This window comes from Streptomyces phaeoluteigriseus (genome assembly GCF_001896135.2).
Taxonomy (GTDB): domain Bacteria; phylum Actinomycetota; class Actinomycetes; order Streptomycetales; family Streptomycetaceae; genus Streptomyces; species Streptomyces phaeoluteigriseus.
In genome coordinates this window covers 684,907-696,872 of sequence record NZ_MPOH02000015.1, presented here as the reverse complement: position 1 = coordinate 696,872, position 11,966 = coordinate 684,907, and the positions used below count along the sequence as shown (strand labels likewise).

The following is an 11,966-nucleotide window of genomic DNA, read 5'->3' as shown; positions in this document are numbered from 1 at the left end:
TGAGGCGGCGCCGGTGTGCGTGGGGCGGCGCGGTCGGCCGTGACCCACGCGTCAGGTCCCTTCGGACACGCCGGGAGGCCCGGCCGGGTGTGCCGGCGGGCCACCACCTGCGCGTCGGCCGGCTGCGCCGTGGGCTCCGGAGGGCCTTCACCGCCCCTGGCAGGCCGTCACCGAAACCCGCCGACGGGCTCACCCGTCGAACGGAACCCCGCCTTCCTTCACTCGTGTGGGTGATATGCGGGGGCGTGTTGCCGGGGCCGGGGGTGCTCTGCGGCACGGAACACCCGTACGTCCTGGCATCCTTGGGCGCACGACATGGAGGAGCGCGAGCGGTCCACCCCTCCGCCCGCGTCCCTTCTGTACGTTCCTTCGTGACCGATCGACGCCGAACCGGGAGCCCCGGCCACGTGAGCAGCCACTCACCGCACGGCCAGTCGCCGCTGCGCACCGTGCAGGTGCTGGGCGGCGGCAACGCCGCCAGCAGCGCCCATGTGCGCTCCCTGGCCGCGGGGCTCGTCGCGCGGGGCGTGCGGGTGACGGTGTGCGCCCCCGCCGAGTCCGCTCACGCCCACAACTTCACGGGCGCGGGTGCCGACCACGTGCCCGTGCCGCGCAGCAGCGATCCCACGTCCGTGGCGGCGCTGCGGGCGGCCTGCACGGACGCCGACCTCGTCCACGCGCACGGACTGCACGCCTCCTTCCGGGCCGTGCTCGCTCTCAGCGGGCGGAGCACCCCGCTCGTCGTGACCTGGCACAACCGGGCCCACGCCGAGGGCGCCCGCGCCCATCTGCTGCGGTTGCTGGAGCGACGGGTCGCCAGGACGGCCGCCGTGGTGCTCGGCACCACCTCCGACCTCGTGGACCGGGCACGCCGCACCGGCGCCCGGGACGCCCGGCTCGCCGCGGTGGGACTTCCCGGCCCCCGTACGGCCGAGGAGGACCCCGAACGGCCGCGTGCGAAGGTGCGGGCCGAACTCGGCGCGATCGGCCGCCCGTTGCTGATGGCGGTCGGCTCCCTCGACCGCCCCCGCGGCTACGACGTCCTGCTCGACGCCGCCCGGGTGTGGGGCCGACTGGACCCCGTGCCGCTGGTCGTGGTCGCCGGGGAGGGGCCGCTACGGGCGGAAATCCAGCGCCGTATCGAGGACGAGGCACTGCCCGTCCGGCTCCTCGGGCGGCGGGACGACGTGAGCGAACTGCTCGCCGCCGCAGACCTCGCCCTGCTGCCGGGTGTCGGGGAGTCGCGCTCGGTGCTGGCGCAGGAGGCCCTCCACGCACGCGTGCCGCTCGTCGCGGCGCTGACCGGCGGCGTGCGCGAACTCGTCGGCGACGCGGCCGAACTCGTGCCGCCAGGCGACGCGGACGCCTTCGCCGACGCCGTCGTACGCCTCCTCGCGGCCCCCGGACGCTGCGAGCTGCTCCGGGAGTCGGGCATCCGGCAGGCGGCCACCTGGCCGAGCGAGGACGAGACCGTCGCCCAAATCCTCAGCGTGTACGACGAGTTGACACAGCCGCTGCCGATGATCTGACGCCTGCCGCCGATCCGGGCCGGCGGCACGCGCCCGGCGGCAAAACCTCAGGGCACGAGCCGCCGGGCCCGCAGGGCCAGGCTCAACGCCAGGACCGTCTGCGGGTCGTCGAGGTCGGTGCCCAGCAACTCGCCGATGCGCGCGAGGCGGTTGTACAGCGTCTGCCGGTTGAGGTGCAGCTCGCGGGCCGTCTCCGCCTTGCGGCCCGCGTGCGCCAGGTAGGTCTCCAGGGTGGGAAGCAGGGGCGGCCTGGAGCGCTGGTCGTGGTCGCGGACCGACCGATCGCGCGGTCCACGAAGGCCGCCAGGTCGGGATGGTCGCGCAGCCGCCACAGCAGCAGGTCGATGTCGAGGCGGCGGGCGTCGTACCAGGGCCGGTCCGACAGGCCCTGCGCGGCCGTCGCCGTCTCCGCCGCGTGCCTGAGGCCCGCCGAGGCCGCCGCCCAGCCGCCCGCCACCCCGACCACCACGACCGGCGGCTGAGCACCCGGACGCTGGATCCCGGCCCGTTCCACCCCGGCCCGCAGCGCCGCCGCGACCCGGTCCGCGACCGCCGATCGCTCCGACTCCGAGCGCAGACCCAGCAGCAGCGGCACCCGGCCCTCCACCGGTCGTACGCCCAGCAGGGCCGGCACCCCCACCGACGCCAGTTCCTCCGCGACCGCCCGCGCCAGCACCGCCCAGCCGCCACCCGGGGAGAGCGTGTCGCCCAGGCGCATGACGACCGGCAGCAGCGGGCTGTCGCCGGGCTTGAAGCCGAGGACGCGCGCCTGCGCCGGAGCGTCCTCCGCCGTGATACGGCCCTCGGCGAGGTCCGTGAGGAAGTCTCCCCGGCCGCGCGCCGCCAGCTCCTCCTCCTGCCGTGCCTGCATCAGCACCACCGCGAGGATCCCGGCCGCCCGCTCGGCGGCGATCCGGTGCACCGGCGCGAGCGGCGCGCGTACCGGCAGCAGCGCGAGCCGGGCGCGCACCGCACCCGCCCCCGGTCCACCGCCCGGCACGTCCACCAGCACCGAATCGGCGGGCGCGTCCTTGTGCGGGCCGCGCAGCCCCTCCCACACCTGGAGCCGGGTCCGCCCCCTCCGGGCCCGACCCGGCCGCGTAGAGCAACTGCCCGTCGGTGGTCTCCAGGAACACCGGGTTGTCGCTGAAGTCCGCGAGGATGCCCAGTACCTGGGGGATGCCGCCGCCGCCCAGCAGCGCCTGCGTGCAGCGCCGGTGCACCTCCTCCGCCTGCTGGAGCAGCGCGTAGTGGCCGTTGACGATCTCGGTGTGGATCTCCTCGGTGACCGCGACGAACGGCACCTCGCGGTGCAGCTGCACCAGCGGCAGACCGGTCGAGCGGGCCGTCTCCACCAGTGCCGCGGGCAGCCGGGCGAAGCGCGGGCCCAGTTCGATCACCAGGGCCGCGATGCCCCGCTCGGCCAGGGTGCGCACGAACGCCCGCTGCTCGGCCGGACGGGTGCCGAGGCCGTAGCCGGTGGTCAGCAGCAGTTCGCCGCCCTTGAGCAGGGAGGCGATGTTCGGGACCTCGCCGGCGTGCACCCAGCGCACCGTGCGGCCCAGCCGCTCCGCGCCCGCCAGGATCTCCGGCAGGCCGCTGCGCAGGCCGGGCAGCTCCAGCGCCCGTTGCACGGTGATGCCGGCGCCCCGGCTGTCGAATCGTCGGTCCGTGCGGCTGTCCATGCAGCGGACGCTACCCGCGGACCCGGTCCGGCCACATCTTCCGGCCGGCCGCGGACGCGCCTCAGCCGCCGTACGCCCCCGAGGCTGTCAGGCGCAGGGCCGTGTCGATGAGGGGGACGTGGCTGAAGGCCTGGGGGAAGTTGCCCACCTGGCGCTTCAGGCGGGGGTCCCACTCCTCGGCGAGGAGGCCCAGGTCGTTGCGCAGCGCCAGGAGCTTCTCGAAGAGCCTGCGGGCCTCGTCCACCCGGCCGATCATCGCCAGGTCGTCCGCCATCCAGAACGAGCAGGCCAGGAAGGCGCCCTCGTCGCCGGGGAGGCCGTCGACGCCCTCGCTGTCACCCTCGGTCGGATAGCGCAGGATGAAGCCGTCCGACGTGGACAGCTCGCGCTGGATCGCCTCGATGGTGCCGATCACGCGCTTGTCGTCCGGGGGCAGGAAACCCATCTGCGGGATGAGCAGCAGGGACGCGTCCAGCTCCTTCGAGCCGTAGGACTGCGTGAAGGTGTTGCGCTCCTTGTCGTAACCCTTCTCACACACGTCCCGGTGGATGTCGTCGCGCAGCTCGCGCCAGCGCTCCAGCGGGCCGTCCGCGTCACCGGACTCGATCAGCTTGATCGTGCGGTCCACCGCCACCCAGGCCATCACCTTGGAGTGCACGAAGTGGCGGCGCGGGCCGCGCACCTCCCAGATGCCCTCGTCCGGCTCGTCCCAGTGCCGCTCCAGGTAGCGGATCAGCTTCAGCTGGAGCAGCGAGGCGTAGTCGTTGCGGGCCAGCCCGGTCATGTGGCCCAGGTGCAGGGCCTCGGTGACCTCGCCGTACACGTCCAGCTGGAGCTGGTGCGCCGCGCCGTTGCCCACCCGGACCGGGGCGGAGCTCTCGTAGCCGGGCAGCCAGTCCAGCTCCGCCTCGCCCAGCTCGCGCTCTCCGGCGATGCCGTACATGATCTGGAGGTTCTCGGGGTCGCCGGCGACCGCGCGCAGCAGCCACTCGCGCCAGGCGCGGGCCTCCTCGCGGTAGCCGGTGCGCAGCAGCGAGGACAGGGTGATGGCCGCGTCGCGCAGCCAGGTGTAGCGGTAGTCCCAGTTGCGGACGCCGCCGATGTCCTCGGGCAGGGAGGTGGTGGGGGCCGCCACGATGCCGCCGGTGGGGGCGTACGTCAGCGCCTTCAGGGTGATCAGCGAACGGACCACCGCCTCGCGGTAGGGCCCGTGGTACGTACAGTGCTCGACCCACTCGCGCCAGAAGTCCTCCGTCGCCTGGAGCGACTGCTCAGGTTCCGGCAGCGCGGGCGGCTCCTTGTGCGAGGGCTCCCACGAGATCGTGAACGCGATCCGGTCACCGGGGGCGACCGTGAAGTCGGCGTACGTCGTCAGCGACTTCCCGTAGGTCTCGGCCTCTGTGTCGAACCACACGGAGTCGGGGCCGGCGACGGCGACCGTACGGCCCTCGTGCTTGTGCACCCACGGCACGACCCGGCCGTAGGAGAAGCGCATCCGCAGGGTCGAGCGCATGGGGACGCGGCCCGAGACGCCCTCGACGATCCGGATCAGCTGCGGGGCGCCGTCACGAGGGGGCATGAAATCGGTCACCCGGACCGTGCCGCGCGGGGTGTCCCACTCGGACTCCAGGATCAGTGAGTCGCCCCGGTAGCTCCGCCGGGCCGCTCGCGGTGGCTCGGCGTCGGAGGCGTGCGCCGGGCCGAGCCGCCAGAAGCCGTGCTCCTCGGTGCCCAGCAGCCCGGCGAAGATCGCGTGGGAGTCGAAGCGGGGCAGGCAGAGCCAGTCCACCGTCCCGTCGCGGCAGACGAGAGCGGCTGTCTGCATGTCTCCGATGAGTGCGTAGTCTTCGATGCGCCCGGCCACGTGCAACTCCAGTCGAACGGCCACGTAGGCCCCCGCGCGGGGGCTGTCGCTTGGTGCGGTCAAGGGGGAAGTTGTTGTAATGCGTCGTTGAGCGGTGAAGCAAAGCAGTCGCTCAGCCGTGTTGGCAAAACGCCAATTCTTGCTCAACGAACTGACGAGCTCTCATTGTTCCGGTGGGTACGGGCTGGGGTGTGCCGTCTTGCCGGCCGGGCTCGGCAGCGAGTGTCCGAGCAGGATACGACGCACGTAGATGATCTGCGTGCCGCTCCGGACAACGTGGGTGGGCCGAACGGGTGAGCAGTGGGTGAGGGCCCGGTGAGCCCGTGCCCCGGGGTGTCGGACCGTGCGCGGAGCGTGGTCGGAAGCCATCCCCCCGAGGCGCTGATACCCTGGTAGCCCGTGGACCGGTGGGCACGAAACCCCCGAACCGCAGCGACGGCACCCCCGGAAATCTCCGGCACGAACCGCTGGTGAAAGCCTCCGGGAGCCGCTCCGCACCCCCAGATCGCGACCACGGGAGCCCCCTCTTGGCCATGCCGCCCGCTGCTTTCCGAAACAGCTCCGCCACGACGACCAAGCACATCTTCGTCACCGGGGGTGTCGCCTCCTCTCTCGGTAAGGGGCTGACCGCCTCCAGCCTCGGCATGCTGCTCAAGGCGCGGGGCCTGCGCGTCGTGATGCAGAAGCTCGACCCGTATCTCAACGTCGACCCCGGCACGATGAACCCCTTCCAGCACGGTGAGGTGTTCGTCACCAACGACGGCGCCGAGACCGACCTGGACATCGGTCACTACGAGCGCTTCCTCGACCGCGACCTCGACGGCTCCGCCAACGTCACCACCGGCCAGATCTACTCGACCGTGATCGCCAAGGAGCGCCGCGGCGAGTACCTGGGCGACACCGTGCAGGTCATCCCGCACATCACCAACGAGATCAAGCACCGCATCCGTCGTATGGCGACGGACGAGGTGGACGTGGTGATCACGGAGGTCGGCGGCACGGTCGGCGACATCGAGTCGCTGCCGTTCCTGGAGACCGTCCGCCAGGTCCGCCACGAGGTCGGCCGGGACAACGTCTTCGTCGTTCACATCTCGCTCCTGCCCTACATCGGTCCCTCGGGCGAGCTGAAGACCAAGCCCACCCAGCACTCCGTGGCCGCCCTGCGCAACATCGGTATCCAGCCGGACGCGATCGTGCTGCGCTGCGACCGCGAGGTCCCCACCGCGATCAAGCGGAAGATCTCGCTGATGTGCGACGTCGACGAGGCCGCCGTCGTCGCCTGCCCCGACGCCCGCTCGATCTACGACATCCCGAAGACCGTGCACGGCGAGGGCCTGGACGCCTATGTCGTCCGCAAGCTCGACCTGCCGTTCCGTGACGTGGACTGGACGACCTGGGACGACCTGCTCGACCGGGTCCACAACCCCGACCACGAGATCACGCTCGCCCTGGTCGGCAAGTACATCGACCTGCCCGACGCCTACCTCTCGGTCACCGAGGCACTGCGCGCCGGCGGCTTCGCGAACAAGGCCCGCGTCAAGATCAAGTGGGTCACCTCGGACGACTGCAAGACCCCGGCGGGCGCCAAGGCGCAGCTCGCCGACGTCGACGGCGTCTGCATCCCCGGTGGCTTCGGCGACCGCGGTGTGCTCGGCAAGGTCGGCGCGATCCGCTACGCCCGCGAGAACAGGATCCCGCTGCTCGGGCTGTGCCTCGGCCTCCAGTGCATCGTGATCGAGGCGGCACGCGACCTCCTCGACATCCCGGACGCGAACTCCACCGAGTTCGACCCGGCCACCGCCCACCCGGTCATCTCGACGATGGCCGAGCAGCTCGACATCGTCGCGGGTGAGGGCGACATGGGCGGCACCATGCGGCTGGGCATGTACCCGGCGAAGCTGGCCGAGGGCTCGATCGTGCGCGAGGTCTACGACGGCAAGGAGTACGTCGAGGAGCGGCACCGCCACCGCTACGAGGTGAACAACGCCTACCGCGCGGAGCTGGAGAAGAAGGCGGGCATCCTGTTCTCCGGCACCTCGCCGGACGGCAAGCTCGTCGAGTACGTGGAGTACCCGCGTGACGTGCACCCGTACCTGGTCGCCACGCAGGCCCATCCGGAGCTGCGCTCGCGGCCGACGCGTCCGCACCCGCTGTTCGCCGGGCTGGTGAAGGCCGCGGTCGAGCGGAAGACTTCGAAGTAACACACCAGCTGTACGGTGGCCGGGGTGCTTCTCCTCAAAGGTGAGCACCCCGGCCTCTTTTTCCGGTTCGATCTGGCCGGTTCTCCTCTGGCCGGCTTCCTTTTGTACGTGTGGAAGGACAGGGCATGACGATCAAGGACACCGCGCAGGCGTGGGAGATCCGGGCGACGGAGACACCCTTCGTGGGCAAGAAGACCTCCGTGCGCACGGACGAGGTGGTCATGCCCGACGGCTCCGTCGTCCGCCGTGACTACCAGGTCCACCCCGGGTCCGTGGCCGTCCTCGCCCTCGACGACGAGGGCCGTGTCCTGCTGATCAAGCAGTACCGCCACCCCGTGCGGCAGAAGCTGTGGGAGATCCCGGCCGGCCTGCTCGACGTGCCCGGCGAGAACCCGCTGCACGCCGCCCAGCGCGAGCTGTACGAGGAGGCGCACGTCAAGGCCGAGGACTGGCGGGTGCTGACCGACGTCTACACCACCCCGGGCGGCTGCGACGAGGCCGTACGCATCTTCCTGGCCCGAGGGCTGTCGGAGGCCGACGGCGAGCGCTTCGAGGTCGAGGAGGAGGAGGCCGACATGGAGCACGCGCGCGTGCCGGTCGACGAACTCGTCCGGGGGGTGCTCGCCGGCGAGCTGCACAACAACTGCCTCGTCGTGGGCGTCCTGGCGCTGGCCGCCGCCCGGAGCGGCGAGGGGCTCGACGCGCTGCGTCCGGCTCAGGCGCCGTGGCCGGCCCGTCCCTTCGAGGCGTGACCACCTCGGCGCACCTCTCACCGACCCGGGCGGTGTGACGATCGGCTGATCCGATCGGGGGACGTCACCGCCGCGCTCCACACGGAACGTCGCAGAGCGTGAACTAGGCTCGGGAATCGCCCGATCCGGAGTCCCGGCGGGCTTGCGCGTGCGGTGGGACGGGAGTGTGGCCCGTGACGGATCAGGCAGTGGACACAGACGGCGTGCAGCTGTCCGGACACGCTGCGACGGAGGGCCATTTCCTGGGCCGTACCCGGGAGTTGAAGGAACTGCGCGCCGACATCGAGCGCGCGGGACTGGACACCCTCTCCGGAAAGAAGGCCCCCCGCGCGCGCGTGCTCCTCATCGCCGGACGGCCCGGTTCCGGCCGTACGGCACTGGCCGAGGAGTTCGTCCGGCAGGTCGCCGGGCGTTACCGGGACGGCGTGCTGCGCGTCCGGCTCGGCGAACCGGACGGCACGCCCGTTCCGGTCGAGCGCGCCGCCCGCGAACTGCTCGCCGCACTCGGCCGCCCGGTCCCGCCCGGCGCCGGCGAGGACGACCTTTCGGCCGCTCTGCGCGAGGCCCTCGCCGACCGGCGCGCACTGCTCCTGCTCGACGACGCGGCCGGTGCCGAACAGGTCGACGCACTCCTTCCGGACACCCCCGAGTGCCTGGTCGTCGCCGTCTCGGCGGGCCCGCTCACCGGCATCTCCGACGTGCGGCCCTGCACCCTGGGCGGCCTGGACACCAAGTCCGCCCTCGACCTGCTCACCCGCCACACCGGCTCGGTCCGGATCACCGTCGATCCGCGGTCCGCCGAAGGCCTCGTCGAGGCCTGCCAGGGCCACCCCGCCGCGCTGATCCTCGCCGGCGGCTGGCTCGCCGCCCGGCCCAAGTCGGCGGTCGCCGACCTCGCCAAGCAGCTGCACGCCGAGGGCGACGACGGGTCCCCCCTCAGCCGGATCTTCCGGCTCGTGCACGCCACCCTGCCCCCGGTCGCCGCGCGGATACTGCGACTGCTCAGCCTGGCCCCGGCCGGTCTCGTCGACCCGCACACCGCCTCCGCGCTCGCCGGCTGCTCGATCGGCGCCGCCCGCACCACCCTGGACGACTTCGTCGCCCTGGGCCTGCTGCGGACCGTGGCCTCGCCGCAGCCCCAGTACGAGGTTCCCGGCTGCCTCCAGCCCCTGCTGCGGGCGGCCGCCGAGACCCACGAGCGCCCGGCCGAGCTCCAGCTGGCCCGCGCCCGCATGCTGGAGCGGACGGTACGGCTGCTCCAGTCCTGCCGGGCGATCACCGAGACGGACAACCCGCAGGCCCGCGAGAAGCTCCAGGGCATGCCCCGCGCCCTGCGCTTCGCCACCCCGCGCGCCGCCGCCGACTGGTTGCGCGCCCGACGGCCGGCCCTGCTCGCCTGCGCCCGCCTCGCGGTCGCCGACGGCGATCTGGACACGCTGGCCAGGCGCCTGATGTCCCAGCTGGTCAGGGCGATGGTCGCGCACTTCGGCACCCAGGGCGCGGCCCCCGACCTGTACGGCATCCACCAGCTCGTCCTGGGCGTGGCCGAGCGGCGCGATCTGCCCCGCGAGAAGGCCGCCGCCCTGCTGAACCTGGCCGACGTGGACGCGCGCACGGGGCGCACGGCAGAGGCCCTGGTGCGCTACCGGGCCGCACTGGACGCCGGACGGGAGGCGAACGACCCGTACGCGACCGGCCGCGCGATGGAATCCGTAGGCGGCGCGCACCTGGAGCTGGGGGACTACGACCGGGCCGCCGACTGGTTCGGCCGGGCCCTCGCCCAGCGGCAGGCCCGCGACGAGCGCGCGGACGCCGCCCGGCTGTACGGCCGGATCGCCACCGCCCACACCTACGCCGGACGGTACGGCGAGGCGCAGCGGAGCTGGCGGGCCGCGGCCGCAGGCCACCGCAAGAACGGCGATGTCGCCGCGGCGGCGCGAGCGTTGAGCGAACTGGCGCGGGTGCAGGAGTACGCCGGCCGGCCCGAGGAGTCGCTGCGCACCTGCCAGGAGGCGGTGGAGTGGGCCCGGCGGGCCGACGACACACGTCTCCAGGCCGCTCTCCGGCTTCGGCTGGCCGACACGCTGGAGCACCTCGGCGACCCCGCGGCCGCCCGTCTGCACCGGGCCGCGGCCGAGCGCATCCTGGAAGAAGAGCCCGGAGACCGTGATCCGGAGCCGGAACACGGAGCTAACGCCTGCGAAATCCGCAGTACACCCACTGAAGATTGATGCAATGAAAGGCTAGACAGAGGGAACACCTTCATTAGACTGGCTCTGCCGCACGTTCTCCTGCGGTGCATCCCGGTGCGTCCGCTACCTCCGGGTATGTGTTGCTGTTCCCCCACCCTCTGAGCCAAGGACCGTGATCGACGTGAAGGTCGGCATCCCCCGCGAGGTCAAGAACAACGAGTTCCGGGTGGCCATCACCCCCGCCGGCGTGCACGAGCTGGTGCGCAACGGCCACCAGGTCGTCATCGAGCGCAACGCCGGTGTCGGGTCGTCGATCACGGACGACGAGTACGTCGCCGCCGGGGCGCGGATCCTGGAGACCGCCGACGAGGTGTGGGCCACCACCGACCTGCTGCTGAAGGTCAAGGAGCCCGTCGCCGAGGAGTACCACCGCCTCCGCAAGGACCAGACCCTCTTCACCTACCTGCACCTGGCCGCGTCCAAGGAGTGCACGGACGCCCTCGTCGCCTCCGGCACCACCGCGATCGCCTACGAGACCGTCGAGCTGCCGAACCGCGCGCTGCCGCTGCTCGCCCCGATGTCCGAGGTCGCGGGCCGTCTGGCCCCGCAGGTCGGCGCCTACCACCTGATGCGTGCCAACGGCGGCCGTGGCGTCCTGCCCGGCGGCGTCCCCGGCGTCACGCCGGCCAAGGCCGTCGTCATCGGCGGCGGTGTGTCGGGCTGGAACGCCACCCAGATCGCCGTCGGCATGGGCTTCGACGTGACCCTGCTGGACCGTGACATCAACAAGCTGCGCGAGGCCGACAAGATCTTCGGCACCAGGGTCAAGGCCGTCATGTCCAACTCCTTCGAGCTGGAGAAGGCCGTCCTCGAGGCCGACCTCGTCATCGGCGCCGTGCTCATCCCGGGCGCCAAGGCCCCGAAGCTGGTCACCAACGAGCTGGTGTCCCGGATGAAGCCCGGGAGTGTCCTTGTCGACATCGCGATCGACCAGGGCGGTTGCTTCGAGGACTCCCGCCCCACCACCCACGCCGAGCCGACCTTCCCGGTGCACAACTCGGTCTTCTACTGCGTCGCCAACATGCCGGGCGCGGTGCCCAACACCTCCACCAACGCCCTCACCAACGCCACGCTGCCGTACATCGTCTCGCTCGCCAACAACGGCTGGGTCGAGGCCCTGCGCCGTGACCCCGCGCTCGCCAAGGGCCTCAACACCCACGACGGCCAGGTCGTTTACCGCGAGGTCGCCGAGGCGCACGGCCTGGCGCACCTGGAGCTGGACACGCTCCTCGGCTGACCCGCCCGGGCAAGTCACCTTGCCGTAAAGGCGATACGTCAACACGTCGCGTCAATGGCACACCACCGGCCGACCTTGCCCGACAAGGTCCGGCCCGATGTGTGTATGGTCACTTTGCGGCTCTCGGTCAACTCGCCTCGAACGTAACCCTTCGACCGATTCGCGCGCCGGTGAAGCCTGCTGTGCGACGGCCGTACGCCCTTGACAGTGGGATGTTTCATTGTCGACACATCGAGTCGGGTACGGCGGATTGTGTTGCTGCGAACACCCGACACGCCATAGAGTCGCCAACCGTCGGCATGGTGCCACGCTGACCTTGTCTAGAAGTTTCCTGGTCACCAAGGAGGTAAGACGACTTGTGAGAGCGTCCGCCGGTAGGGCCTATTTGGCGCAACTGGCAGGTTGAGGCAGCGAAGATTCGTTACGCAGGGTAGTGGCTGGAGGTT

6 protein-coding genes and 1 pseudogene are annotated in these 11,966 nt (G+C 71.9%); 5 read left to right on the top strand and 2 right to left on the bottom strand.

The features are described 5' to 3' along the window. Positions 1-407 precede the first annotated feature (407 nt). Complete coding sequence (locus BM536_RS21045) at positions 408-1,529, top strand: glycosyltransferase family 4 protein (RefSeq protein WP_073498488.1); 1,122 nt, start codon at positions 408-410, stop codon at positions 1,527-1,529. A gap of 47 nt (positions 1,530-1,576) precedes the next feature. Here the strand turns inward: BM536_RS21045 and BM536_RS21040 are convergent. Both BM536_RS21040 and BM536_RS21035 read right to left on the bottom strand, forming a co-directional pair. Beyond that, a pseudogene (locus tag BM536_RS21040) lies at positions 1,577-3,214 on the bottom strand (PucR family transcriptional regulator). 61 nt (positions 3,215-3,275) lie between these two features. Then, the gene (locus tag BM536_RS21035) at positions 3,276-5,078 is read right to left on the bottom strand and encodes a glycoside hydrolase family 15 protein (protein ID WP_073498490.1); all 1,803 of its coding nucleotides are present in this window, start codon (positions 5,076-5,078) and stop codon (positions 3,276-3,278) included. Between the two features lie 533 nt (positions 5,079-5,611). Here BM536_RS21035 and BM536_RS21030 point away from each other — a divergent pair. The 4 genes from BM536_RS21030 (at position 5,612) to ald (ending at position 11,520) form a co-directional block, all read left to right on the top strand. Then, positions 5,612-7,279, top strand: a complete 1,668-nt coding sequence (locus BM536_RS21030; protein WP_073498492.1) for a CTP synthase — start codon at positions 5,612-5,614, stop codon at positions 7,277-7,279. A 125-nt stretch (positions 7,280-7,404) separates the two neighbouring features. Then, positions 7,405-8,031 (top strand): NUDIX domain-containing protein, encoded by a 627-nt coding sequence (locus tag BM536_RS21025; protein ID WP_073498493.1) that lies wholly within the window; start codon positions 7,405-7,407, stop codon positions 8,029-8,031. Between the two features lie 173 nt (positions 8,032-8,204). After that, entirely contained in the window at positions 8,205-10,262 is a 2,058-nt protein-coding gene (locus BM536_RS21020) for a tetratricopeptide repeat protein (RefSeq protein WP_094103506.1), read from the top strand. A 133-nt stretch (positions 10,263-10,395) separates the two neighbouring features. Next, the gene (gene ald / locus BM536_RS21015) at positions 10,396-11,520 is read left to right on the top strand and encodes an alanine dehydrogenase (RefSeq protein WP_211362920.1); all 1,125 of its coding nucleotides are present in this window, start codon (positions 10,396-10,398) and stop codon (positions 11,518-11,520) included. Positions 11,521-11,966 lie beyond the last annotated feature (446 nt).